The sequence below is a fragment of the Mesorhizobium sp. M7D.F.Ca.US.005.01.1.1 genome, from assembly GCF_003952545.1.
Lineage (GTDB): Bacteria > Pseudomonadota > Alphaproteobacteria > Rhizobiales > Rhizobiaceae > Mesorhizobium > Mesorhizobium loti.
This window is the reverse complement of the sequence record NZ_CP034453.1, coordinates 2,822,773-2,846,890: the sequence shown is the minus strand read 5'-3', so window position 1 is coordinate 2,846,890 and position 24,118 is coordinate 2,822,773. Positions and strand designations below refer to the sequence as shown.

21 protein-coding genes are annotated in these 24,118 nt (G+C 63.5%); 16 read left to right on the top strand and 5 right to left on the bottom strand.

Annotated elements, in window-relative coordinates; genetic code table 11:
* Positions 1-69 precede the first annotated feature (69 nt).
* Complete coding sequence (locus tag EJ076_RS13590; protein ID WP_164548632.1) at positions 70-966, top strand: LysR family transcriptional regulator; 897 nt, start codon at positions 70-72, stop codon at positions 964-966.
* Positions 967-969: 3 nt separating this feature from the next.
* On the opposite strand, the gene EJ076_RS13585 is transcribed toward EJ076_RS13590, so the two are convergent.
* Entirely contained in the window at positions 970-2,241 is a 1,272-nt protein-coding gene (locus EJ076_RS13585; protein ID WP_126068201.1) for an FAD-binding oxidoreductase, read from the bottom strand.
* Positions 2,238-4,238 carry a S9 family peptidase gene (locus EJ076_RS13580; RefSeq protein WP_126068200.1) on the bottom strand — a complete coding sequence of 667 codons (2,001 nt, stop codon included), beginning with the start codon at positions 4,236-4,238 and terminating at the stop codon, positions 2,238-2,240. The genes EJ076_RS13585 and EJ076_RS13580 overlap by 4 nt, the downstream gene beginning before the upstream one ends.
* Before the next feature lie 229 nt (positions 4,239-4,467).
* On the opposite strand from EJ076_RS13580, the gene EJ076_RS13575 reads away from it, so the two are divergent.
* The 9 genes from EJ076_RS13575 (at position 4,468) to EJ076_RS13535 (ending at position 14,807) form a co-directional block, all read left to right on the top strand.
* The gene (locus EJ076_RS13575; protein ID WP_126068199.1) at positions 4,468-5,460 is read left to right on the top strand and encodes a membrane dipeptidase; all 993 of its coding nucleotides are present in this window, start codon (positions 4,468-4,470) and stop codon (positions 5,458-5,460) included.
* A 314-nt stretch (positions 5,461-5,774) separates the two neighbouring features.
* Positions 5,775-7,334, top strand: coding sequence for an ABC transporter substrate-binding protein (locus EJ076_RS13570; protein WP_126068198.1), 1,560 nt, complete (start codon positions 5,775-5,777; stop codon positions 7,332-7,334).
* Between the two features lie 52 nt (positions 7,335-7,386).
* On the top strand, positions 7,387-8,334 hold the full coding sequence (locus EJ076_RS13565) for an ABC transporter permease (RefSeq protein WP_126068197.1): 948 nt from the start codon (positions 7,387-7,389) through the stop codon (positions 8,332-8,334).
* A 28-nt stretch (positions 8,335-8,362) separates the two neighbouring features.
* Positions 8,363-9,202, top strand: coding sequence for an ABC transporter permease (locus EJ076_RS13560; protein WP_126068196.1), 840 nt, complete (start codon positions 8,363-8,365; stop codon positions 9,200-9,202).
* Complete coding sequence (locus EJ076_RS13555; RefSeq protein ID WP_126068195.1) at positions 9,199-10,182, top strand: ABC transporter ATP-binding protein; 984 nt, start codon at positions 9,199-9,201, stop codon at positions 10,180-10,182. Before EJ076_RS13560 ends, EJ076_RS13555 begins: the two co-directional genes overlap by 4 nt.
* The gene (locus tag EJ076_RS13550; RefSeq protein WP_126068194.1) at positions 10,179-11,153 is read left to right on the top strand and encodes an ABC transporter ATP-binding protein; all 975 of its coding nucleotides are present in this window, start codon (positions 10,179-10,181) and stop codon (positions 11,151-11,153) included. The genes EJ076_RS13555 and EJ076_RS13550 overlap by 4 nt, the downstream gene beginning before the upstream one ends.
* Before the next feature lie 48 nt (positions 11,154-11,201).
* Positions 11,202-13,229, top strand: a complete 2,028-nt coding sequence (locus tag EJ076_RS13545; protein WP_126068193.1) for a CocE/NonD family hydrolase — start codon at positions 11,202-11,204, stop codon at positions 13,227-13,229.
* Positions 13,230-13,449: 220 nt separating this feature from the next.
* Positions 13,450-13,746, top strand: a complete 297-nt coding sequence (locus tag EJ076_RS13540) for a zf-TFIIB domain-containing protein (protein ID WP_126068192.1) — start codon at positions 13,450-13,452, stop codon at positions 13,744-13,746.
* Between the two features lie 74 nt (positions 13,747-13,820).
* On the top strand, positions 13,821-14,807 hold the full coding sequence (locus EJ076_RS13535; RefSeq protein WP_126068191.1) for a Tim44 domain-containing protein: 987 nt from the start codon (positions 13,821-13,823) through the stop codon (positions 14,805-14,807).
* A gap of 49 nt (positions 14,808-14,856) precedes the next feature.
* On the opposite strand, the gene EJ076_RS13530 is transcribed toward EJ076_RS13535, so the two are convergent.
* Positions 14,857-15,954 carry a lactonase family protein gene (locus EJ076_RS13530; protein WP_126068190.1) on the bottom strand — a complete coding sequence of 366 codons (1,098 nt, stop codon included), beginning with the start codon at positions 15,952-15,954 and terminating at the stop codon, positions 14,857-14,859.
* A gap of 198 nt (positions 15,955-16,152) precedes the next feature.
* Here EJ076_RS13530 and EJ076_RS13525 point away from each other — a divergent pair, with 198 nt between their 5' ends.
* From EJ076_RS13525 to EJ076_RS13515, 3 genes are read left to right on the top strand one after another with little or no spacing between them, the layout of a single operon-like run.
* Positions 16,153-16,704 (top strand): MaoC family dehydratase, encoded by a 552-nt coding sequence (locus EJ076_RS13525; RefSeq protein WP_109663227.1) that lies wholly within the window; start codon positions 16,153-16,155, stop codon positions 16,702-16,704.
* Position 16,705: 1 nt separating this feature from the next.
* A complete protein-coding gene (locus tag EJ076_RS13520) occupies positions 16,706-17,866 on the top strand; it encodes a CaiB/BaiF CoA-transferase family protein (protein ID WP_126068189.1) in 1,161 nt (386 codons plus the stop codon).
* The gene (locus EJ076_RS13515) at positions 17,863-19,023 is read left to right on the top strand and encodes an extracellular solute-binding protein (protein ID WP_126068188.1); all 1,161 of its coding nucleotides are present in this window, start codon (positions 17,863-17,865) and stop codon (positions 19,021-19,023) included. The genes EJ076_RS13520 and EJ076_RS13515 overlap by 4 nt, the downstream gene beginning before the upstream one ends.
* Before the next feature lie 10 nt (positions 19,024-19,033).
* Here EJ076_RS13515 and EJ076_RS13510 read toward each other — a convergent pair whose 3' ends face one another.
* Together EJ076_RS13510 and EJ076_RS13505 are read right to left on the bottom strand one after the other, a co-directional pair.
* Positions 19,034-19,873 (bottom strand): amidohydrolase, encoded by an 840-nt coding sequence (locus tag EJ076_RS13510; protein WP_126068187.1) that lies wholly within the window; start codon positions 19,871-19,873, stop codon positions 19,034-19,036.
* A 65-nt stretch (positions 19,874-19,938) separates the two neighbouring features.
* On the bottom strand, positions 19,939-20,724 hold the full coding sequence (locus EJ076_RS13505; RefSeq protein WP_109661711.1) for an IclR family transcriptional regulator: 786 nt from the start codon (positions 20,722-20,724) through the stop codon (positions 19,939-19,941).
* 168 nt (positions 20,725-20,892) lie between these two features.
* On the opposite strand from EJ076_RS13505, the gene EJ076_RS13500 reads away from it, so the two are divergent.
* The 3 genes from EJ076_RS13500 (at position 20,893) to EJ076_RS13490 (ending at position 24,116) form a co-directional block, all read left to right on the top strand.
* Complete coding sequence (locus tag EJ076_RS13500; RefSeq protein ID WP_109661709.1) at positions 20,893-22,212, top strand: sugar ABC transporter substrate-binding protein; 1,320 nt, start codon at positions 20,893-20,895, stop codon at positions 22,210-22,212.
* Positions 22,213-22,350: 138 nt separating this feature from the next.
* Complete coding sequence (locus tag EJ076_RS13495; protein WP_126068186.1) at positions 22,351-23,247, top strand: sugar ABC transporter permease; 897 nt, start codon at positions 22,351-22,353, stop codon at positions 23,245-23,247.
* 2 nt (positions 23,248-23,249) lie between these two features.
* Positions 23,250-24,116: a carbohydrate ABC transporter permease gene (locus tag EJ076_RS13490; RefSeq protein WP_107648637.1), complete on the top strand. Its 867-nt coding sequence runs from the start codon at positions 23,250-23,252 to the stop codon at positions 24,114-24,116.
* Positions 24,117-24,118: the final 2 nt, after the last annotated feature.

Below are 24,118 nucleotides of genomic sequence, written 5' to 3'. Positions count from 1 at the left end.
GCGGAAAGGCTTGCAGCAAATACAGATATGATAGACCTTCATATCGAAAAGGCATGAACGCAGGTTTGGATGATGAAAACCCTCAAGACATCGCTTCCCCTGCTGAACGCCATGGTCGTCTTCGAGGCTGCCGCCAGGCATGGCGGGCTGACGCTAGCCGCGCAGGAGCTCAACATCGCACAATCGGCGGTCAGCAGGCATGTCGCCAATCTCGAGCGCCAGCTATCGGTCGAGCTGTTCACGCGCAGAGGCAATCGCGTCGCTGTCACCGGGGCCGGCGACACGCTGGCCGAAGCGATCCGCGAGGGTCTCAGCACCATCAGGCAAGCGGTCGAGGATTTGACCGCGCACGACAGCGATACATTCGTGGTCGGCTGCAGCCACGACCTCGCGCAGGCATGGCTGATGCCGCGCTTTGACCTCATCACCTCGCGGGTGGCAGATGGCCGGGTGCTTTTGCAGACATCCACCGACTACAGGGATTTCGACCAGCCTGAAGTGGCATTGTCGATCCGTTTCGGCGAAGCCGGGCAATGGCCCGAATTCTTGACCGAAAAACTGCTCGACGGTGAATGGTTCCCGGTTTGCGCGCCGGCGTTCCTGGCGCGTTATCCGGCGCTCGCCTCGGAAGAGCCCGAGGCTTTCATGGCGGTGCCGCTGCTGCATCAGGTGACGCCGCCGGGCGCGATCGACAGTTGGCAATCGTGGATCGGAACCGACCGAAAACTCGATGGACCTCGGTTCACCGGCTACATGTCGATGATACACGAAACCATCGCCGGGCGCGGCGCGGCACTCGCCTGGGCGGGATTCGCCGACGAGCATCTGCGTCGCGGCCAGCTCGTCCGGCTGACGAAGACCTCGCGTCGCCACGCCGGCTCCTTCCACATCGTCATGAGGAAGAATGCCGGCCCGGTGGTCAGGGCGGTGGCGCAGGCGCTGCTGGCCAGCGTCGGCGACAGTTGACGATCAGGCCTCGCGACCAAACCGCGACGCTTCATGACGCGCGCCCCAGACCGGCATGGCGGCTTCGATCTCGGCTTCCGACTTGAAGGCGTCGGAGGCGTAGCGATCGACACGGAACCGCTCGGCGGAAACGAACGGGGTCTGCCCGAGGACCAGTTCGCAGGAGAGCCGACCAAGACCTGGTCCATGGGTGACGCCGCTCTCGTTGTCGCCGCCGACAACCACGACGTTGTCGCTGCCGGGCACCTTGCCGACGATGAGGCCGTTGTCAGGCGTGTAGCACGGCACGCCTTGCGCCCAGCTCGCGATTGTCGAACCGCGCAGCGGCGGGAACACCGTCTGCAGCTCGGCAAGCTCCTGCTCGGAGGTCTGCTGCATCAGTTCCATATTGTGTGGCTGGCCGGGTTCGATTTCGCTGTCGTTCGTCTTGTACAGAGGTTTGTAGTGCCGGCCGGTTCCCCACATGACGGCGCCGAATGTTTCGCGCAACCACAGCCGCAATTCACGGCACTGGACGGTGGGAATGGTCGATGGCAGCCCACGCTCGTCGGCGACGATGCGCGTCGCGACGACCCGCAGCAGCGGCAATTGCCAGCCAAGGCCTGATATGACCTGGTTGTTCCAGGCGCCGGCGGCAACGATCACGCCGTCGGCCTCAAGGCTGCCCTGATCGGTCTCGATCGTCACCCGGTCGCCGGCGTCATGGACGGCTGTGACACGTGTCTTGCTGCGGAAAATGCCGCCGAGCTCGCTGATCTGGCCGGTCAGCACACCCATCGCCAGCTTGGTGTCGAGCTGGATGCCATGCGGATTGTAGGCTGCCGAATGGACCCGCGCCGGATCGATGAGACCTTGCATCTTCTGCCCGATCTGCGCGGCGTTCAGGTCCTGCATTTCCGGCGGCGCATAGGGAGAGTCCAGCACCGGGCGGACAAAACGTTCGCGCCCGTCCTCGGTCAGCGCCATGATCAAAGTGCCGTTCGGCCGATAGCCGATCTCGACACCGACCTCATGCAGCCGGCGATAGAAATCGAGGCCATATTGCTGCAGCTGAAAACCCTCTTCGCCGAGCGGGATCATGCCGGCGGACCAATGGGAGACGAATCCTGCGCCGGCACTGGTGGTTGCGGCACCCGGCTGGCCCGCATCGATGACCGTCACCTGGCGCACGCCGGACCGCAGCAGATGAAAAGCCGCGCTGCAGCCGATGATGCCGCCGCCGATCACCGCGATATGGCTGTTATCGCCTCCGCCATGGCTGCCGTTTGAACTCATCCCTGGTCTCCCTTTGCTGATGGTCCGGTGCCGTTGGCTGGACCGACATGTCTTTCCAGCCACCACAGAATGCGGGCGGCGCTATCGATGTATTCGGGATAGCCGCGCAGGCTGTGTCCGGCATTCGGATAGATGACGAGCGCGCTCGGCGCCCCCGATCTGAGCGCCGCGAAATGGCATTCTTCGGCCTGGCCGGGCGGTGTGCTCTTGTCGATAGCGCCGGCCATGATCAATGTCGGCACGATCTTCTTCTGTTTGTGGAAGGCAGGGCTTCGCGAAAAATAGTCGCCACCGGATTCCCATGGCGACGTCGTCAGCATGATCTCGTCGAATTCGGGGATCTGCGATGTCCGGTGCTGGCTGTACCAGTCGCCGACCGGAGAGATCGGTATCGCCGCTGCGAAACGGCCGGTTTGCGAAGGCAGCCATGCCGACATGAAGCCGCCATAGCTGGTACCCGTCACGGCGACGCGCGCGGTATCCACCAGGCCCCGCTCGATCAACGCGTCGACGCCGCAGATGATATCCTGCGCGTCGGCGCCGCCCATGTCGCCCTTCACCGCGCGGGCAAAGTCGTCGCCGCGTCCGGTGCTGCCCCTGGGGTTGGGGAAGAGGACCGTCCAGCCGCGGCTGGCGAGAATGGCGCCGGCGCGTGACCGGGCAAGCCAGCGATTGCGGTGCGCGGAGACCGGGCCGCCATGGACGTCGACCAACAGCGGCGTCGGGCCGGTGACCGCCTGTGGCCGCACCAGCCAGCCCTGGATCTTCAGCCCGTCCGGCGCTGTCCATTCGAACGGCTCGATCGTGCCGCACGGTGCTGTGGCGCCGGCTTCACCTTGTGCCGCCAGCGAGGCCAGTTCGACAATTGTGCCGTTGGTCTCTTCGGCCAGGAACGGGGCGCGCGACCAGGATTCGGCGATGAACAGCGAGCCCTTGTCACCGATCGGACTGGACGCGGGCACCCACTCACCATGGGTGAGTTTACGCGACGCCCAATGTTGCGTGGCAACCGACCGCTCGAGCGAGAAATCTCCGCTTGCCGTTTCGGGACCGCGCGCGCCGGCGAAATGGATCATCGTCGTCGAGCGCCATTCGATCGACGTCACATCGATGCCCAGCGTGTCCGCCGTTGCAACGTCGCCCGTCGTCACGTCGAGAATGGAAAGCAAGCCTGAAACCAGTCCGCGATCGCTGCAGAAGGCCTGCACGAACGCGACCTTGTCGCCGCTCGGATTGCCTCTGACGCAGCCGATCTGGTCCCGCGGCGTGTGAACGATCCGTGCCTCACCCGAGCCGGCGTCGACCAGTGCCAGCCGCGCCCTGTACCAGCTGCCTTCGCTGTGATCGTCACTGACCAGTGCCGCGATGCTGTCCTTGCCGGACCAGCTTGCTTCCCAGACATTCAACGGCGGTGCCGTGAGCTGGCGCGCAGCGCCCTCAAGATCCCATATCCACAGGGTGCGCCACAAATCCTCGCCTTCGCCGAGCCGCACCTCGGGCAGCCAGGCCTCGGCTTCAGCGGGCTGCTTCTGGGCGTAGCCGCCATGGATGCCGGCAAGGTCCGCGGCGGCGCCGGCAACCACGAGAAGAAGCCTTTTGCCGTCCGGCGACCAGTCAATCTGCTCGATGCGCCCACGCAAGGCGACGCTCGCGACAACGGCGCCGCCTGATCTCGTCTCGATCAGGTCCGTCGCAGGACCTTCACCCTGGCAGGCGAATGCCAGCAGTCTGCCGTCGGGCGACAAGCGGATCTGACGCGCTTCCCTGTCGCTGAGGCGCTTGATCGCGCCACTGCCGCGCTCGACCTGGTAGAGCCTGCTGCTGGTTCCGCCCTCGATCGGTCCTTCGAAACTCTGGCCGATAAAGTAAAGCTGTCCGGCACCCTGATGACCACACAGCGAGCGGCCGCCGAAAACATGTCCGGGTGCGCCCAGAAGATCGCTGTAGAACCTGTGGACGGCTTCGAATTCCACTGACGAGCGAAAATCCCGTTGCATCGAATACCCTCACTAGGATGCGTTCAGGACCCGTCGCGCATCCATTCGCTGGAGCCACGCCGCATTGTCCAAATGGCAGCGACGGCGACCATACAGGCTCATTCCGGACTGTCTAGACACATGTGTCTGTGGCCTGATACTTGATGCGCACTGCATCTGAATCGCACGTCCGGAACGCCGCTTGATCCGGCCTTCCGTCGTGTTGGTGTTGCCGAGAGAGCGAGGAAAAGTGAGCGTTTCGACTGCCGCCAAGGCCATTTTCGACAGTGAAATCATATGGGATGCGCATTCCGGCTTCATGCCGGACCCGGCCGCGGACCTGAACAATCTGCAGATCTGGCGTGACGCCGGCATCAACTATCTGTCGATCGATGTCGGCTTCGACCTGTTGCCCTGGGAGCAGACAGTGCGGACCTTGGCGAATTTCCGCCACTGGATCCTTGCCAATCCTGAGCACTACACGCTGGTCTCCTCCGTGGCGGAAATCCGCAAGGCCAAGCTTGAAGGCAAACTGGCGATCACCTTCGATATCGAGGGCATGAACGCGCTCGACGGCCGCATCGAGATGGTGGAGTTCTATCACCATCTGGGCGTCCGCCAGATCCTGTTTGCCTACAACAGGAACAACCTCGCCGGCGGTGGCTGCCACGATGTCGAGACCAGCCTGACGGCGTTCGGCCGCCAGGTCATCGACGAGATGAACCGTCTCGGCATGTTTGTCGACGTCACCCACACCGGCTACCGCACCTCGATGGAGGTGATGGAATACTCCAACAGGCCGGTCATCTTCTCGCACTCTAACGCCAAGGCCTTGTGCGGCCATGGCCGCAACATCACCGACGAGCAGATCAAGGCCTGCGCGCGCACCGGCGGCATCGTCGCGATCGTCGGGCTCAATCGTTTCCTGGGAGAAGGACGGACGGACTCGGACAGGCTGGCTGACCACATCGAATATCTCGTCGATCTGGTTGGTCCAAATCATGTCGGCATCGGACTGGACTACGCCTTTCCGGTAGACTTCAAAGGCATTGACCGCATCATTTCCGACAACCCGCAATTCTGGCCCAAGAGCGAATATCCGGAGGGGGCGACAAGCTACTCGGCTCCAGGTCAGATGCGCGAACTGACCGAGGTTCTTCTCCGCCGTGGCCAGTCCGAGCAGACCGTGCGCGACGTCCTGGGCGGCAATTTCATGCGCCTGGCGGCTGAAATCTGGAAGTGACCGGCGGCGGAGAGGCGCATCTCCGCCTCAGCACTTGATCCAGGTCCCACCGAATGGCGGGCCAGGCCGCGCCATGTGGGCGATCACATTTCGCCCGCCCGCCTGCCAAAGTCGACGCGCCGGCGGGGTCGGAACAGATATCGAGATTTTCCGCAAGATCGTCCGTATCCAAGATTCGGACGTGCCGGCAAAATTTTCGCTAGACATGTGTGTCTATTATTAGCAGTTTTAGCCGAACGACACATTCGGCCCGGCTTGGAGAATGGCCAGCGGCCTGAAAAACAAGACTACGAAAAACAGCAGAGGGGTAGAGCATGTCCAATCTAGCCGACACTAGGGTTTCCCGCCGCAGCCTGCTTGCCGGAGCCGGCGCCTTTGGTCTCGCCTCAATGGTCAATCCACGGGTTTCCTGGTCGAGCGACGGTCCGATCCTGAAGGTGCGCTCCTATGCCGACATCCAGACGCTCGACCCCTGCTTCCGGCTGGCAGCGCCTGAAGGCGACATCACCAGCGTCATCTTCGCCGGCCTCGTCGTCACCACGCCGGGCGACAGTTGGGGCTGGCGGCCGATGGCGGCGGAAACGATCAAGCAGCTCGATCCGCTGACCGTGGCCTTCCAGCTGCGCGACAATATCGGCTTCACCGATGGCTACGGCCAGATGACGGCCGAAGACGTCAAGTTTTCGATCGAACGCATCGCCGAACCCGCCAACAAGAGCCCCTATTCCGGCGACTGGGCAACGCTCAAGGAGGTCGAGGTCAAGGACAAACTGTCTGGCCTGATCCACCTGAAGCAGGCCTTCGCACCGCTGTGGACGTCGACCTTGCCGACGCCGTCCGGCACCATCCTGTCGAAGCGTGCCATCACCGAACTCGGTGGCAAGATGGGCGTCAAGCCGGTGGCCCAGTCAGGCCCCTACATCCTGAAGGAATGGCTGCCCAAGCAGCGCACGGTGCTGGTGCGCAATCCCGACTGGAAGTACGAGCAAGGCGCCTTCGCGGAAATCCACATCCATCCGATCGAGGACGAGAAGACGGCCGAACTCGGCTACGAAGCCGGCGACCTCGACTACACCTGGACCGCGGTGTCCTCCATCTCGCGGCTGAAGCAGACGCCGCCGCCGAAGACGACAGTGGTGGAGAAGCCTTCGCTGGCCTTTGTCTGGCTCGGCATGAACCAGGATGTCGCGCCTTTCAACAATCCCAACATGCGCCGCGCGGTTCAGTACGCGGTGGATCGCAAGGCGGTGGTCGACGCTGCCTATTTCGGTGCGGCCGCCACCGCCACCGGCATCATCGCGCCCGGCCTACCCGGCCATCGTGAGAAGAACCTTTTCGATTTCGATCCGGACCGCGCCCGCGACATGATCGCCAAGGAGGGGCTGGCCGGCACGACGATCACGCTCGACATTCTCAACAAGACCGAGCGCCTGACCGCAGCCCAGGTCGTGCAGTCGAACCTGCAGGATGTCGGCCTCACCGTGGAGATCAAGCAGAACGACAGCGGCACCTTCTGGACGCTTGGCGCCAAGGAAGGCGACTACTGGAAGAAGCTGCAGATGATCGTCAGCCGCTTCTCCATGCAGCCGGATCCGAGCTGGGCGACCGCCTGGTTCACCCGCGACCAGATCGGCGTCTGGAACTGGGAGCGTTTTTCCAGCGAGGAGTTCGACAAGCTCAATGCCGAAGGCATGGTCGAGCTCGATCCGGCGAAACGCGATGTCATCTACAAGAAGCTGCAGGACCTGATGGAGGAGAACGGCAATTACGTTTTCCTGACGCATGAGGTCACCGGCATCATGAATCGAGACACGCTTGTGGCCGGCCTGAAGCCGAATGGCGAACCCGTGTTCACCGATTTCAAACCGGCATGATATCGGCGGGCAGGGCTCGTCCCCGCCAAAGACCGTCCGACAGGTACCGAAAATGATCCGCTACGCCCTCAAGCGTCTGTGGCTTGGCGCCATCATCATCAGCGTCGCCATGATGATGATGTTCGCCATGGTTTACCTCATTCCCGGCGACCCGGCCTCCGTCGCGCTGGGGCCGCGCGCAACGCCGGAGATGATGGAGGCGCTGCGCGTGCGCATGGGCCTCGACCAGCCGGTGTGGCGGCAGTTCCTGCACTTTTACGGATCGGTCCTGCGCGGCGACCTGGGCACCGAGGTGCTGTCGAACCGGCCGGTGCTGGACGTGGTGATGGAACAGCTTCCGTTCACGCTGGCGCTGGTGGTCGGCGGCATCACCTGGTCGGTGGCGCTCGGCATCCCGCTTGGCTGCATCGCGGCGGTGCGGCGCGGCGGCTTTGTCGATCAGGTGATCGGGGTGCTGTCGGTGGCGATGATCGCGGTGCCGTCCTTCGTCGTCGCCATCTATTCGCTGCTGGTGTGTGCGGTCGCCTTGCAATGGCTGCCGGCGATCGGCGCCGGCGAACCGGGCGACCTCGCCAGCCGGCTCCAGCACCTCATCTTGCCGTCGCTGGCGGTCGGGCTTGGCTGGATCGGCTACATCTCGCGCATGGTGCGCGCCTCGATGCTGGAGACGCTGGAGGCCAGCCATATCCGCACGGCGCGCGCTTTCGGCCTGACCGAAAACAGGATCGTCTACACCTACGCGCTGCGCATCGCCGTGCTGCCGACGATCACCCTGCTCGGCGTCGGCATCGGCCACATGCTGTCGTCTTCCGTTTTCGCCGAAATCGTCTTCGCCCGACCCGGCATCGGCAAGCTGGTCTATGAGGCGATTTCGGTGCGCAACTACCCGATCGTTTCCGGAGCCGTGCTGGTCACCACGGTCTTCTTCGTCCTCGTCAACGTAGCGGCCGACATCCTGGTCGGCCTATTGGATCCCCGTGTCAGATCAAGTTTCAACTGAGCTGCCATCCCGCAGCTTCCGTCCTGGCATGATATGGCGCACCGTGCGCCGCATCATGCGCGAGCCGCTGGGCGCCATCGGCCTGACGCTGGTGACGGTGGTGGTGCTGTCGGCGGTGTTTGCCAGCGCCTTGACCAGCTATGCGCCGAGCAAGATATCGCCAGCCGAACGCTTCGCTTCACCAAGCCTCCTGCATCTGCTCGGCACCGACCATCTCGGCCGTGACCTTCTGACCCGCGTGCTGTACGGCGGACGCGTCGCGCTTTTGATTGCGCTCGGCGCGACGGCGGTGTCGCTGGTTGTCGGCGTCGTGCTCGGACTGATCGCCGGCTATGGGCCGCGCTGGCTCGACAATGTGCTGCTGCTGATCTTCGACGCGGTGAAGAGCTTTCCAACCGTCATGCTGGCGCTGACGCTGGTCACCCTGTTCGGCCCCTCCCTCTACGCGGTGGTGCTGGTGGTGATGCTGGTCAACGTACCGGGTTATGCCCGCATCATCCGAACCCAGACGCTGGTGCTGAAGTCAGCCGAACATGTCATGGCGGCGCGCTCGATGGGCGCAAGTGCGGGCCGCATCCTGCGTGTCCATATCCTGCCCAACATCATCGGCCCGATCCTGATCCTGATATCGATGGACATTCCCGTGGTGGTGGCGATCGAGGCCGGAATGAGCTTCCTCGGGCTCGGCGTGCGGCCGCCGACACCGAGCTGGGGCGCGATCCTCAATGACGGCTTCGCCAACATCCGCGATTCCTACTGGATCGTGATTGCCGGCGGCCTGCCGATCGTGCTGACGACGCTCGGCTTCACCTTCTTCGGCGAGACGCTGCGCGACCTCTTCGACCCCCGGCTGAAGGGACGCTCATGACGGTTCTCGAGGTCAAGAATCTGAACGTCGCCTTCCACACCGAGAGCGGAAGGCTGGAAGCGCTGAAGCAGGTAAGTTTTTCCGTGCCGGCCAACCGCAGCGTCGGCGTGGTCGGCGAATCCGGCTGCGGGAAATCGACGCTCATCAACGCCATTCTCGGCCTGCTTGCCGACAATGGCGAAATCACATCGGGCGAGATCATCTTCGAGGGCGACCAGGACCTGGCCCGGCTCGGCCCCACGGCGATGCGTGGTCTGCGCGGCCAAAGCATCGCCACCGTCTTCCAGGATCCGATGGGCGCGCTCAACCCGGTGCTGTCGGTGGGGCGCCAGATGCGCGACATCCAGTATCGCTCGGGTCTGTCAAAGCGGGACAAGGATGCACGCTCCGTCGCCATGCTGCGCAAGGTGCGCATTCCCGATCCGGAAAGCCGGCTGACGCAGTTTCCGCATGAATTCTCGGGCGGCATGAAGCAGCGCATCGCCATCGCCATGGCGCTGATGATGGAGCCGGCGCTGCTGATCGCGGACGAACCGACCACGGCGCTCGACGCGACGCTGGAGGTGGCGACCATCGAACTGCTCAAGGATCTGCAGCGCGACATCGGCTGCTCGGTGCTGTTCATCTCGCATCATCTGGGTGTGATCGCCGAACTCTGCGACGAGATGATCGTGATGTATGCCGGCGAAGTGGTGGAGAGCGGCACGACCCGCGAGATCTTCCACGATGCGCGCCATCCCTACACGCAGAAGCTGCTGGCCTGCGACCCCGCGCGGCTGTCGCAGCGTGTTGCCCGCCTGCCGACCATCGCCGGGACCTTGCCGGACCTGCGCCGCCGGCCAAGCGGCTGCGTCTTCCAGCCACGCTGCGACCGTGCCGACGCCCAATGCCTGACGACGCCTCCCAACGCCCCTATCGGCGGATCTCATATCGCCCATTGCTGGCACGCGGACGTTTCCCCGGGGGCGATGAGCGCATGAGCGAAGACCTGCTCCGTGTCAGCGATCTGCGCGTCTCGTTCCGGGTCGGCGGCCTGTCCGCCAGGCTCGCGGGGCGGGCCACCGAAATCGAAGCGGTCTCCGGCGTCAGCTTCACCCTTCAACGAGGCAGCACCTTCGCGCTGGTCGGCGAATCCGGCTCGGGCAAAACGACGCTGGCGCGCACGCTCAACGGTCTGCAGCCCGTGAGAGCGGGCACGATCCTGTTTGAAGGGCAGGAACTGCAAGGCCTGTCCAACGCCGCCCTGAAGCCGGTGCGGCGGCGCATGCCGATGATGTTCCAGGATCCGGTCGGATCGCTGTCGCCGCGGCTCAGCGTGCGGTCGCTGCTGTCGGAGCCTTTCGTCATTCACGGCTTGTCGGATCGCGATCTGAACGCTGAAGTCACACGGCTTCTTGCACTGGTCGGGCTGCCGCGTGATTTCGCCGACCGTTACCCGCACCAGCTTTCCGGCGGCCAGGCGCGCCGCGTCGGCGTGGCGCGGGCGATCGCGCTGGACCCCGTGCTGGTCGTCGCCGACGAGCCGACCGCTGGCCTCGACGTCTCCGTGCAGGGAGAGGTGCTGAACCTGCTCAACGATTTGCGCGACCGCATGGGCCTGTCGATGCTGATCATCACCCACAATCTGCATGTCGTGCGCCAGATCGCCGATCGCATGGCGGTGATGTATCTCGGACGCTTCGTCGAGCAGGGCGAAACCGAGGCGATCTTCCGCGCCCCGCACCATCCCTATACGGCAGCGCTTCTGTCCGCCAATCCCGAGCCGGACCCAGATCGGGTTCATCAGCGCATCACGCTGCCGGCTGACGTTCCGTCCTTGCTGGCGCGCCCTTCAGGTTGCGAATTTCACACACGTTGCCCGCAGGCCCAGGGCCGTTGCGCGGTGGATGTCCCTGCCCCGGTCGCGGTCGGCGACAGCCGCCTGACCTGCCATTTCCCGTTGAACACATAAGGATCGTCACCGGCGCAAGTGTCGGCCGGGGCGTTGAGAGGAGCCGCCATGCAAGATATCCGCGTCGTCACCGATTTCCCGCGAAAAATCCGCGAGATCGAGAACCTGTGGATTCCGATGCCTGACGGCATCAAGCTGGCGGCGCGTGTCTGGCTGCCGGAAGACGCGGAGGCCGATCCGGTGCCGGCGATCCTCGAATATTTGCCCTATCGCAAGCGTGACGGAACGGTGGAGCGCGATGCGCTGACGCATCCCTATTTCGCCGGTCACGGCTATGCCGGCGTGAGGGTCGACATGCGCGGTTCGGGCGACAGCGAGGGGCTGTGCAAGGGCGAATATCTGAAGCAGGAGCAGGATGACTGCCTGGCGGTGATCGAATGGTTGGCCCGGCAATCCTGGTGCTCGGGAAGCGTCGGCATGATCGGCATCAGCTGGGGCGGTTTCAACGGGCTGCAGGTCGCTGCCCGCCGGCCGCCGGCGCTGAAAGCCGTCGTCTCGCTGTGCTCGACCGACGACCGCTACAACGACGACGTGCACTATCTCGGCGGTGCCATGATGTGCGACAATCTGATGTGGGGAACCACCGCCTGGGCGATCGCCATGACGCCGCCGGACCCGCTCATTGTCGGCGACCGCTGGCGTGATCTTTGGGAGCAACGGCTGAACGGCAATGGCATCTGGATGCAGGACTGGTTCGAACACCAGCGCCGCGACGATTTCTACAAGCACGGTTCGATCTGCGAGGATTATTCCGATGTCGAAATCCCGGTCTATGCCGTGGGCGGCTGGGCCGACGGCTATCCCAATCCGATCTTCCGGATGCTGGAAAAGCTCAGCGGTCCCCGCAAAGGGCTGATCGGACCCTGGGGCCACAAATATCCCCATTTCGCCATGCCCGGGCCGCGCATCGGCTTCCTGCAGGAGTGCCTGCGCTGGTGGGATCAGTATCTCAAGGGCATCGACACCGGCATCGCCGACGAGCCGATGCTGCGCGCCTGGATTCAGGATCCCGCACGGCCGGCGGCGATCTATGACGAGCGGCCCGGCCGCTGGGTGGCGGAGCCGTCGTGGCCGGGACCCGGCGTCGGCGAAAAGGTGTTGAACCTTGCGCCGCATGCGCTGAGCGAGGCCAGGGGCGAAGATGCGATCCTCGAGATTTCGTCGCCACAGACGGCCGGCCTGTCTTCCGGCGCCTGGTGCGGCTATGGCGTGATGCCGACCTTGCCGGTCGACCAGCGCATGGAAGAAGGCAATGCCCTGGTCTTCGAAACCGCGCCGTTGACCGAAGCGGTCGAGATCCTCGGTTTCCCCGAATTCGAGGTCAGGCTCTCCTCCGACAAGCCCGTCGCACTTCTGTCCACCACCCTGTCGCAAGTGTTCCCCGAAGGTGCTGCCTCGCGCGTCAGCTACGGCATCCTCAACCTGAGCCATCGCAACGATGATCTGGACATCGAGCCGATGGTGCCGGGCCAGGCGGAAACGGTGCGCGTCAAGCTGCGCTGCTGCGGGCAGCGCTTTGAGGTTGGCGAGCGTATCCGGCTGGCACTGGCGACGTCGCACTGGCCGATCGTCTTCCCGACCGCAGAGCAAGCGACGTTGTCGATCCATTGCGGCGACAGCCGGCTGATCCTGCCAGTACGCCAGCCGCAGCCGCTGGACGACACGCTGGGGACCTTCCTGGGCGCGGAAAGCGCCACGCCGATGGAGCAAGAGGTGTTGGCCAAGGGCGACGGCTTCCAGCGCTCGGTGTCGACGGACCAGGTCACTGGCGAAACCGTCTATCAAGTGGTCAATGATGGCGGCACGGTGCTGCATCCGCATACCGGAATGGTCCTTTCGGCGAGGCATGTCGACCGGTTCACCATCCACCCGGACGATCCGAATTCGGCGGTTGGTACCTGCACCTGGGACAAGTCCTATGGCCGCGGCGACTGGCAGGCGCGGCTTTCGGTAAAGGCGACGGTGCGCGCGCTGCGCGATGTCTGGCGGATCGAGACCCACATCACGGCCCATGATGGCGATGAGGTGGTCGTCGACCGTGCCGAGGTCAGGGAGTATCCGCGCGACCTCAACTGAGAGCGGCAGCGGGGCTGGCGATCAAAGCCCGCGATGGCGAACAAATCATTCTCGCGGGCAATATCGCTCTTGAAGGCGCGGCGCTGCATTCCTAACTGTCTCGTGCGGGCCGGGCCCCTCTGACTGTCGCTTTTGGCGATTGTGATGTCGGACCGCTTTAACGGGCCCGTTTCCATTCTTTCGGTCAAGCGGGCTCATTCCTTTCGGTTTGGAGCCCCGTATGACATCTTCTCTCCTCGGTATGACTTGCCCCTCCTGCCGCGTCGCTCTCGTGATGAGCGAACGCCAGGGTATCGAAATCGACTACTGTCCGCAGTGCCGCGGCGTCTGGCTTGATCGAGGCGAACTCGACAAGATCATCGAGCGTTCCGGCAGGGAAGCGGCGCCCGCGCCACAGCCACAACCGGCGGCATTCTCCCCGCACCATGGCCAGGGTCGCGATGACGATTATTCTCGCTCGCAGGGCCACCGCTATCCGAAGCGGAAGAAATCGTTCTTCGAAGAGTTGTTCGATTGACCGCATAACGCCCGGTACCCGTGCCGGCGTTTGCTGAAAATTCCCGAAAACCACATCGATAAAGGTCATCCCCGATGATGTCTCGCACCAGCCTATTTGCCGCCCTCTTTGCCGGACTGTTCCTGGCATTCTCGATGGTCGCGATGGATCATGCCGAGGCTCGTCGCGGCGGCAGTTTCGGCAGTCGCGGCATGCGTACGTTCCAATCGGCACCGCCGACCAGAACAGCGCCAGCGCCGACCGCCCCGGTCGAGCGTTCGATGACGCCCAACACCGGTGTGAACACCGCGGCCCGGCAGCCGCAGGCCGGCCTGCAGAGGCCCGGATTCATGAGTGGCTTCGGTGGAACAATGATGCGCGGCCTGCTGCTCGGCGGCCTGATCGGCCTGCTTGTGGGCCAGGGCTTCGGCGGCCTGGCCGGCATGTTCGGCTTCGTGCTTCAGGCGCTGCTCATCGGTGGCGCAATCATGCTGGCTATCAGGTTCTTCCGGTCGCAATCTGCGCGAGGCCCTGCGCCTGCGCTCGCCGGTGCCGGCAATGCCCAGGCTTCGCGATTTGAGAACCGCTCAACGGCACAGCAGCAGACTGCAGGCTCCTTCACAATTCCCGGCTTTGGCGGCGGTTCAAGCGGAGGCTCTCCGGCCGCCGCCTCTGAGGAGATCACGCTGGCTCAGACCGACCTGGACGCATTCCAGCAGCTGTTGACTGATGTCCAGGAGGCATTCGGACGCGAAGACCATGCCGCTATGCGCCGGGCGACGACGCCCGAAATGGTGTCCTACCTGTCCGAAGAGCTGGCCGATAATGCCCAGAAAGGCCTCAGGAACGAGGTTACGGACATCACCTTGCTGCAGGCCGACGTCGCGGAAAGCTGGCGCGAAGATGACCGCGACTACGCCACGGCCGCATTGCGCTACGAGTCTCGTGACGTGACGCGCGAACGGACCAGCGGCAAGGTCGTCGCAGGCGGCGAGGATCATCCGACAGAGACGACAGAGTTGTGGACATTCGTGCGTGAGAATGGCTCGAACTGGAAGCTGTCGGCAATACAACAGGCTTGAGCCCGGCCGATTTTGCCCGAGGCTTCGATGCGGATGTGGTTGCGGTCGTTCAGCGCACGATCTTGACGCACATCGGCGTGCCGATCTCGATGGCGCGCCCGGTGTCGGTCAGCATGCCGCTATCGGCGTCGCGGGCAAAGATCGAGATGCGGTCGGCATTCTGGTTGGCCGAGAACAGATGGCCGCCTGACGGCGTCAGCGCCAGGTTGCGCGGCGTCGCACCCCCGCAAGGGACATAGCCGACAAGGCTCAGCGCGCCGGTGTTCTGGTCGACCGCCATGACGACGACGCTGTCGTGGCCACGGTTGGAGCCGTAGACAAAACGGCCATCCGGCGCGATCTGGATATCGGCGCAGTGGTTGCTGTCGCGCGCCTCGGCTGGCACCGCCGGCTTGGTGTCGATGAGAGTGAGCTTGCCGGAGGATTCGTCCAGCGCCATCGACACGATGGTCGAATCCAGTTCGTTCATGACGAAGACAAAGCGGCCGTTCGGATGCAAAGCGAGATGGCGTGGGCCGGCGCCGGGCGGCAAAGCGGATTCGGCGAGCTTGACCAGATTGCCACCGCGCTCGATTCGGTAGGACACCAGCCGGTCGATGCCGAGGTCAGCGACGATAGCCGTTCCCCCGGTGATGGTTTCGGTGACGCTGTGGGCATGCGAGCGCCCCTGACGCGCCGCATTCGGGCCGCTGCCCTTATGCGAAACGCTGGCCAGTGGCGCTGACAACGCACCATTCTCCTCGAAGCCATAGACCGCCACAGCGCGATCCGGGCCACCCTCACCCATGCCGTAGTTCGCAACCAGCAGCTTCGTCGCATCGCGAGTGATGGTGTTGTGGGCGGTGATGCTGCCGAGCGAAGGCTGCTTGTTCAGGTAAGTGAGCGCACCCGAGGCACGATCGAAGCTGTAGGCTGAGACGGTGCCCTCACGCCAGGTGAACACTTCCGAATTGGCGTAGATATGCGAGCCGTCCGGCGTCACCGACAGGAAGGTCGGGTTGTCGACGTCATTGGTCTCGGCCAGTTTTCGTGTTTCCAGCGTCGTCCCGTCAAAGCTGTAGACGCCGAGACCGACGCCCCGTGCGCCCTGAAAATACGGCGCTTCCCGGTTCAGGCTGCCGACAAAGACCTGACAATCCTTGCGCATGATTTCCTCCCTGCCCGCCAGCGCTTCGGCGCGCGGGAGCAGCCAAAATTTCGCCTGTTCACGCTTGCAACGCAACCCCATATGTGAAAATACTATTTACAAAAGAAGATTGATGGGAGGAAACGTCTTGCATTTCGACGCTTTGATGCGTTTTCCGACAGCTGTGACGTGCTCAACGCAGAGCTGGCGGAGCCAGCCATGAACGATTTTGCGCCCACCGTCGGCGTCGCCTCGACGCACCCAAAAAACATGCCCGAAGAACACGCCGCGCTGCCGGTGTGGAACGCCGAAAACTGGTTCTACGAGGACTGGCCGGTCGGCCAGAAAATCCGTTCATTGCGGCGCACGATGGCCGAGGGCGACAGCCACCTTTTCAACACGCTGGTGCTCGATATCCACCCTTACGTGCAGGATCAGATGTTTGCCGAGAGCGAAGGCATTTTCGGCAAGCGGCTGATTGCCGGCGCCTTCGTCTTCTCGGCTGGGCTGGGGCTGGTCGCCACCAATTGCGTTAACGCCTTTTCCTATGGCTACGACAAGCTCCGCTTCATAAAACCTGTCTTCATTGGCGACACGATCTATTCGATCCGCTCCAACCTCGACAAAAAGCCCCGCTACAAGGAGATGGGGCTGATCCGCGCCAGCTATGAGGTGTTCAAGGGCGAAGGCGAGCTCGTTCTCTATTGCGAGCACCTGCAGACGGTGAAGTACCGCAACCCGGCCGACTTCGTCGGCAAGACGGAGAAATAGCATGCCGGCAGCAGCCGAATTGCCGCTCGCCGGTCTCCTCGTCGTCGACATGAGCCAGTTCCTGTCCGGGCCCTATTGCTCGCTCAGGCTGCTCGATCTCGGCGCCCGCGTCATCAAGATCGAACGTCCTGATGGCGGCGACCTGTCGCGTCGGCTCTATCTCAGCGACACCGAGATCGGCGGCGATTCCACCATCTTCCATGCGATCAACCGGGCCAAGGAAAGCCTCGCCATAGACCTCAAGAACGAGGCGGATCTCAAGGTGCTGCGCGGCCTGCTGGCCAAGGCCGACGTGCTGATCCAGAATTTCCGGCCGGGCGTCATCGAACGGCTCGGCTTGGACTACAAGGCCGTCCGCAAGATCAACCCACGGCTGGTCTATGCCTCGATCAGCGGCTATGGCGAGGATGGTCCGTGGGTCAAACGTCCGGGCCAGGACCTGCTGGCACAGTCGCGCTCAGGCGTGATGTGGCTGAACGGCGATGAGGGCCAGGGGCCGGTGCCGTTCGGCCTTGCCATCGGCGACATGCTGGCGGGTGCCGCCTGCGCGCAAGGCATACTGGCCGCACTGGTGCGGCGTGGCATCACCGGTCAGGGCAGCCATATCGAAACCAGCCTGCTGGAAGCGCTGGTCGATTTCCAATTCGAGGTGCTGACCACGCATCTCAATGACGGCCGCCGCCTGCCCAAGCGCTCGAGCTTCCGCAGCGCGCATGCCTATCTGTCGGCGCCTTACGGTGTCTACCCGGCCAAGGATGGTTATCTCGCCATCGCCATGACGCCGATCCCCAAACTGGCCGATCTGCTGTCACTCGGCGAACTCGCACCCTATCGCGACAAGCCTGCGTCGTGGTTCACCGCGCGCGACGACATCAAGGCGATCATCGCACAAAGGATCGCCACCAAGACCATCGACGAATGGCTTGCCATCCTGGAGCCCGCCGACATCTGGTGCGCCAAGGTGCTAACCTGGCCGGAAATGCTGGCGAGCGAAGGGTTCCAGTCACTCGACATGCTGCAGACGGTGACGCGCGAGGATGACGTGTCGATCCTCACCACCAGTTCGCCGCTCAGGGTCGATGGTATCAGAGCCAAGGTCGATCGGGCAGCACCGCGCATCGGCGAGCACAGTGCAGCGATCCGCGAGGAGTTCGGCCTGTGAGCCTGCCCACGCTCAAGGGCATGGCCTGGAGCCATCCGCGCGGCTACGATCCGATGGTCGCCTGCTCGTCTCTCTGGGAGCAGAAGACCGGCATTGCCGTCGAATGGGACAAGCGCTCGCTGCAGGATTTCGAATCCTTCCCGGTCGAAGAGCTGGCGCGCGCCTATGACCTCATCGTCATCGACCACCCGCATGTCGGCCAGATCACGGCGGAGCGCTGCATCGCGCCGCTGGATGTCGCCGGCCGCGAGGCGGAGCGTGCCGCACTTGCCTCGGGCAGCGTCGGCCAATCCTATCCGAGCTACAACTGGCAGGGACGGCAATGGGCGTTCCCGATCGATGCGGCGACACAAGTCCAGGCATGGCGGCCGGATGCGCTCGATGCACCACCCGCGCGGTGGAGCGAGGTGCTCGACCTCGCCCGGCAGGGCCGCGTGCTGTTGCCACTGCGGCCGCCGCATGTGCTGATGGTGTTCTACACGCTTGCCGGCAATCTCGGCCATCCCTGTGGCACCGATCCATCCCACGATCTCATCGATATCGAGGCTGGTAGCCAAGTTGTCGAGACGATGCGCGAGATTGCGGCGCTGGTCGAACCGGCGTGTTTCGAGATGGATCCGATCGCCGTTTCGGAGCGCATGGCAGAGGCTGATTCCCGGATCGTCTGCGCGCCGCTCATCTATGGTTATGTCTCCTATGCGATGGCCGGGTTTCGGTCGAACCGCCTGGCCTTTGCCGACATTCCGGTGATCGGTTCCGGCGGCCCGATCGGTTCGGCGCTCGGCGGCACCGGCATAGCTGTTTCAGCGTTTTCCAAAGCCAGGGATGCGGCGATCGATTTCGCCTACTGGGTCGCCAGCGGCGACGTACAGCGCGGCGCCTATGCCGCTGCCGGTGGCCAGCCCGGCCATGCCGCCGCCTGGGAGGACCAGGCCGTCAATGCGGCGGCCGGCAATTTCTATCGGGATACGCGCGCGACTCTGGAGGGCGCATGGGTGCGGCCGCGCCATGACGGCTACATGGCGTTCCAGCAGGCGGCGTCCGACCGCATCCTTTCCGGCATGACCTCCCGGCACAAAGCCGCCGTGGTTGTTGCCGATCTCAATCGCCTGTTTCGGGAAAGTTCCCCTGCGCCCGGCGCTGCCTGCAAGGCGTGAGCGAACCCGGCTAGTCAAGCCGCCACAGCTTGCGGGCATTCCCGGCCAACAGCCTGTCACGTTCCGCAATGCTGCAGCCCGAAACCAGCGCATGGGTCGCCGCCACCCAGGTCGACAGGCCGCCGCCAAGCGTGCAGACCGGCCAGTCGCTGCCCCAGACAAGGCGGTCCCAGCCGAACGCACCGATTGTGTGCTCGACATAGGGCCGCAGCGTCTCGGCCGTCCAGCTGCCGGCATCGGCATAGGCGACGACACCGGAAATCTTGGCCACCACATTCGGGCGGCGGGCGATCTCGCTCATGTGTTCGCGCCACGGATGCTCGGCGCCACCCTTGATGTCGGGGACGCCGCAATGGTCGAGGACGAACTGCACATCGGGCGCCAGATCGGCCAGCGCAATTGCCTTTGGAATCTGGTGCGGCAGCACGACGAGATCGAAGGTCAGGTCGGTGCCGCCAAGCCGCTTGATGTTGTCGCGAAACAGTGCGCCTTCCGAAAGCTCGTCGGGCACGACATGGAGGACGCGGCGAAAGCCTTTGACGAATGGGTTTGCTCGCTGCCTTTCGAGATAGGCCGGAAAGTCGGCCTCTTCCGGCCGGCAGGATGCGATCACCCCGGCCAGCATGCTGCCAGGCTGCCGTGACAGTCCTTCGACACGAGCGGTCTCGGCCTCGATGTCTGCCGGATCGACATCGACTTCCATATGCAGCACGCGCTCGACGCCGACACGCTGCGCCTCCACGGCGTAGTCCTCATAGGAGAAATCACGGTTGAGCGACGGCACGCCGGCGAGCCAGGGGTAGCGCAGGGCCGAGCGATCGATGAGATGCAGATGGGTGTCGATGATCATGGCTGGCTTCCTCCTCCGGGCTTTTCAAATCATCTCACGGAGGAATTCTTCATTCAAATAAGAATTTATGCCGATGAGCCGACTGCAGAGCCGGCGAGGTGCGACAGCTTCTCAGCCGTGACCAGCAGCAGTTCGATCGTCCTTGTGATGTCGGGCGCGGAAGGCGCGTTGACGACGGTGATATAGGGAATCGACAGCGCGGCGATCGCCTTGCCGTCGGAACTGCGCACCGGGGCGGAGAGGTTGAAGACGCCGGCGGTCTGCATCGAAGCCATCATCTCGTAGCCGCGGTCGCGGATCTGATCGAGACGGGTGAAGAACTCGGCCGATTGCGCCGTCTTGTCGGTGCTGCGGACGTGTTCCGATATCATCATCTGCCGCTCTTCCGGCGAGCGGAAGGCGAGCAGAACATGCCCCGAACCGGTGTCGAACAGGCTGATGTGCGAGCCGACCCGGATCGATATGCCCCAATAGTTCGGTGCCTCCTGCTGACCGATGACAACGGCAGAACCACGATCAAACACAACGAGTTGGTTGGCCTGTTGCGAGGTCTCGGCCAGTTCGCGCATCAGCGGCGTGGCGTAGGAAACCAGCCGCCGCACCGGCGCATGCAACTGCGCCAGGCCGAACAGCTTGAGCGTCAGCGAATAGCGGTCGCCGTCGAGCCTTGTGACGTAGCCGCGCCGCACCAGCCGGTCGAGCATGCGGTAGAATTCGTTGGGGCTGCGGTCGAGTTTCTTGGCAATTTCGGCCTGCGTCAGACCACCGTCAACGCCCGCCAGCAGTTCAAGGATGTCGAGCCCCTTGTCGAGCGCCGGCGCGCGATAGCGCTCGTCTTCGCTGTCGTCCATGGCTCATCCCTCCAGTGAATTTCAGCCTTCATATACGCAGGAACACGCCTGGCGGAAACAAATTTCGCCTTGACGTATCCGTGAATGTTTTGTTTGTATATGAATGTAGCACTTCTTGTCATCAGACGAGTTGCGGTCGCCGCTGAGGCGCACCAAGGGAGGATACCAATGAACAGACTGCTTTCCGGCGTGTGCGCCGGTGCATTGTTGCTTGCGTCAGGCGCAGGCGCTGCCCTTGCCGGCGACCTGCCCGGCAAGTTCGAAGGCGTGACCGTCGACGTGAAGCTGATCGGCGGCCAGCAATATGAAAAACTCTACGAGCGCATTCCCGAATGGGAAAAGGCGACCGGCGCCAAGGTCAACATCCTGACCAAGAAGAACGGCTTCGACATCGACAAGGAGCTGAAGTCCGACATCGCCTCGGGCAGCACCAACTGGTGCGTCGGCTGGAACCATTCGTCGTTCGCGCCGCAATATACGGGCCTCTACACCGATCTCAGCAAATTGCTGCCCAAGGCAGAGATCGACGCCTTTGTGCCGTCGACCATCAAGTCGGCAACGATCGACGGCAAGCTGGAGATGCTGCCGCGCGCCCAGTTCGACGTTTCGGCGCTCTACTACCAGAAGAGCCTGTACGAGAACGCCGACAACAAGACCAAGTTCAAGGCGAAATACGGCTATGACCTGGTGCCGCCGGACACCTGGAAGGAAGTCACCGACCAGGCCGAGTTCTTCGCCAACCCGCCCAATTTCTACGGCACGCAATTCGCCGGCAAGGAAGAGGCGATCAACGGCCGCTTCTACGAGATGGTCGTCGCCGAAGGCGGCGAGTACCTCGACAAGGACGGCAAGCCGGTCTTCAATTCCGAGGCTGGCATCCGGGCGCTTGACTGGTTCGTCAACCTCTACAAGGCCAAGGCCGTGCCGGCCGGCACCACCAACTACCTCTGGGACGATCTCGGCCAGGGCTTTGCTTCGGGTACCGTCGCCATCAATCTCGACTGGCCGGGCTGGGCAGGCTTCTTCAACGATCCGAAGTCGTCGAAGGTCGCAGGCAATGTCGGCGTCAAGGTCGCGCCGAAGGGCTCGTCCGGCAAGCGCACCGGCTGGTCCGGTTTCCATGGCTTCTCGGTGACCGAGAACTGCCCCAACAAGGAGGCCGCGGCTTCCCTGGTGTGGTGGCTGACCAACGAAGACAGCCAGAAGCTCGAGGCCGCCGCAGGTCCGCTGCCAACCCGCACCGCGGTCTGGGACTGGGACCTGAAGCAGGCCGAAAACGATCCCTACAAGAAGGAGGTTCTTACCGCCTTCCAGGAAGAGGCCAAGCACGCCTTTGCCGTGCCGCAGACGCCTGAATGGATCGAGATATCGAACGCCGTCTATCCCGAATTGCAGGCGGCGATCCTCGGCGACAAGACGTCGAAGCAGGCACTGGATGAAGCAGCCGCCAAGGCGACGCAAATCCTCCAGGACGCCGGCAAGCTCTAGCAACGGCTCTCAAGGAGCTGCCTCCCCCATCAGCAATGGGGGAGGCGATCGCGTTTCGCGGGATGCCAGCGGTTTACGCTAATCCTTCGCCCCCGGCCCAAGCACCGCCATCCAAATGCAAACACCTCAAGGATTCTGATGAAGGGCTTCAAGCCATCCGCGCCATTCCTGCTGCTGCTTCCGGCCATGATCGTGCTGGCAGCGGTTGTCGTTGTGCCGTTGCTGTTGTCCCTTTACTCCAGCTTCACGCCTTTCCGCCTGACCAAGCCCGAGACATTCTACGTCTTCATCGGCATCCGGAACTATCTTTCGATCCTGTCCAACACCGATTTCTGGTGGGCCTTCGGCCGCACGGTGCTGCTGCTGACCATTGCCCTCAATCTCGAAATGCTGCTTGGCCTTGGCCTCGCCATGCTGGTCGAGAAGGCGACGCGCGGCCAGCGCATCCTGCGCACGCTGATGATGTTTCCGATGATGTTCTCGCCGATCCTGGTCGGCTTCCAATTCAAGTTCATGTTCAACGACAATATCGGCCTGGTGAACAATGCGCTGCAATCACTCGGCATCACCAGGGATGCCATACCGTGGCTGATCGAGGGCCATCTTGCCTTCATCGCCATTTCGATCGCCGAGATCTGGTCGTCGACCGCGATCTTCGCCATCCTGATCCTCGCCGGTCTGCTCGCCATGCCCAAGGAGCCGATCGAGGCGGCGCGCGTCGACGGCTGCACGCCGTGGCAAACGTTCCGCTATGTGACGTGGCCGTTCGTCATGCCCTTCGCCTACATCGCCATGACCATCCGTTCGCTCGACGTGGCGCGCGCCTATGACATCGTCAAGATCATGACCGATGGCGGACCGGCGGGCCGCACCGAACTGCTTTGGACCCTGGTAGCGCGCACCGCCTACAGCGACGGGCGCATGGGCATGGCCAACGCCATGGCCTATTTCTCGATCCTGCTGTCGATCGCCTTCACGGTCTACTTCTTCAACAAGCTCGCCGCGGCGCGCACGCAGATCGGCGCGGAGTGGTGAAGATGGACGAGAATTCTTCCGCCCGCCTGAAGCGCCGGCTGTTGGGCGTCGTCTATCGCATCGGCCTGTTCCTGGCGATGCTGACGATCTGCCTGCCGGGTCTGTGGATCGTCATCTCGTCGCTGCGGCCGACGGTCGAGATCATGGCCAAGCCGCCGGTGTGGATCCCGCAGGAGATTTCGTTCGACGCCTATGTCGCGATGTTCAGCGGTATCGGCAAGGGCGGCATCCCGGTGATCGAATACTTCCGCAACTCGCTGATCATCTCGGTGACCTCGACGGTCATTGCGGTGGCCATCGGCATGGCCGGCGGCTATGCCTTCGCGCGCTACCGCTTCCGCGGCAAGTCGAGCGTGTTCCTTGGCCTGATGCTGACGCGCACGGTGCCCGGCATTGCGCTCTCGCTGCCGCTGTTCTTCCTCTATGTGCGGCTCGGCATCATCGACACGCATTTCGGACTGATCCTTGCCTATGTCGCGCTCAACGTGCCGTTCACGATCTGGCTGATCGACGGCTTCTTCCGCCAGGTGCCCAAGGACCTCGCGGAAGCGGCGCAGATCGACGGCTGCACGCGCTGGCAGGCGTTCTGGCAGGTCGAGTTCCCGCTTGCCGGGCCGGGCATCGCTTCCGCAGCGATCTTTGCCTTCCTGACCTGCTGGAACGAATTCGCGCTGGCCTCGCAACTGACCCGCTCGGTGAGCGCCAAGACGCTGCCGGTCGGCCTGCTCGACTACACCGCCGAGTTCACCATCGACTGGCGCGGCATGTGCGCGCTCGCCGTGGTGATGATCATTCCGGCGCTCACCCTCACCTACATCGTCCAGAAACACCTTGTCGGCGGCCTGACCTCCGGCGCGGTGAAAGGCTGATC

Coding starts and splice junctions, on each gene's coding strand:
- EJ076_RS13590 (WP_164548632.1), top strand. CDS start 70: ATGATGAAAACCCTCAAGACATCGCTTCCCCTGCTGAACGCCATGGTC.
- EJ076_RS13585 (WP_126068201.1), bottom strand. CDS start 2,241: ATGAGTTCAAACGGCAGCCATGGCGGAGGCGATAACAGCCATATCGCG.
- EJ076_RS13580 (WP_126068200.1), bottom strand. CDS start 4,238: ATGCAACGGGATTTTCGCTCGTCAGTGGAATTCGAAGCCGTCCACAGG.
- EJ076_RS13570 (WP_126068198.1), top strand. CDS start 5,775: ATGTCCAATCTAGCCGACACTAGGGTTTCCCGCCGCAGCCTGCTTGCC.
- EJ076_RS13565 (WP_126068197.1), top strand. CDS start 7,387: ATGATCCGCTACGCCCTCAAGCGTCTGTGGCTTGGCGCCATCATCATC.
- EJ076_RS13560 (WP_126068196.1), top strand. CDS start 8,363: ATGATATGGCGCACCGTGCGCCGCATCATGCGCGAGCCGCTGGGCGCC.
- EJ076_RS13555 (WP_126068195.1), top strand. CDS start 9,199: ATGACGGTTCTCGAGGTCAAGAATCTGAACGTCGCCTTCCACACCGAG.
- EJ076_RS13550 (WP_126068194.1), top strand. CDS start 10,179: ATGAGCGAAGACCTGCTCCGTGTCAGCGATCTGCGCGTCTCGTTCCGG.
- EJ076_RS13545 (WP_126068193.1), top strand. CDS start 11,202: ATGCAAGATATCCGCGTCGTCACCGATTTCCCGCGAAAAATCCGCGAG.
- EJ076_RS13540 (WP_126068192.1), top strand. CDS start 13,450: ATGACATCTTCTCTCCTCGGTATGACTTGCCCCTCCTGCCGCGTCGCT.
- EJ076_RS13535 (WP_126068191.1), top strand. CDS start 13,821: ATGATGTCTCGCACCAGCCTATTTGCCGCCCTCTTTGCCGGACTGTTC.
- EJ076_RS13530 (WP_126068190.1), bottom strand. CDS start 15,954: ATGCGCAAGGATTGTCAGGTCTTTGTCGGCAGCCTGAACCGGGAAGCG.
- EJ076_RS13525 (WP_109663227.1), top strand. CDS start 16,153: ATGAACGATTTTGCGCCCACCGTCGGCGTCGCCTCGACGCACCCAAAA.
- EJ076_RS13520 (WP_126068189.1), top strand. CDS start 16,706: ATGCCGGCAGCAGCCGAATTGCCGCTCGCCGGTCTCCTCGTCGTCGAC.
- EJ076_RS13510 (WP_126068187.1), bottom strand. CDS start 19,873: ATGATCATCGACACCCATCTGCATCTCATCGATCGCTCGGCCCTGCGC.
- EJ076_RS13505 (WP_109661711.1), bottom strand. CDS start 20,724: ATGGACGACAGCGAAGACGAGCGCTATCGCGCGCCGGCGCTCGACAAG.
- EJ076_RS13500 (WP_109661709.1), top strand. CDS start 20,893: ATGAACAGACTGCTTTCCGGCGTGTGCGCCGGTGCATTGTTGCTTGCG.
- EJ076_RS13495 (WP_126068186.1), top strand. CDS start 22,351: ATGAAGGGCTTCAAGCCATCCGCGCCATTCCTGCTGCTGCTTCCGGCC.
- EJ076_RS13490 (WP_107648637.1), top strand. CDS start 23,250: ATGGACGAGAATTCTTCCGCCCGCCTGAAGCGCCGGCTGTTGGGCGTC.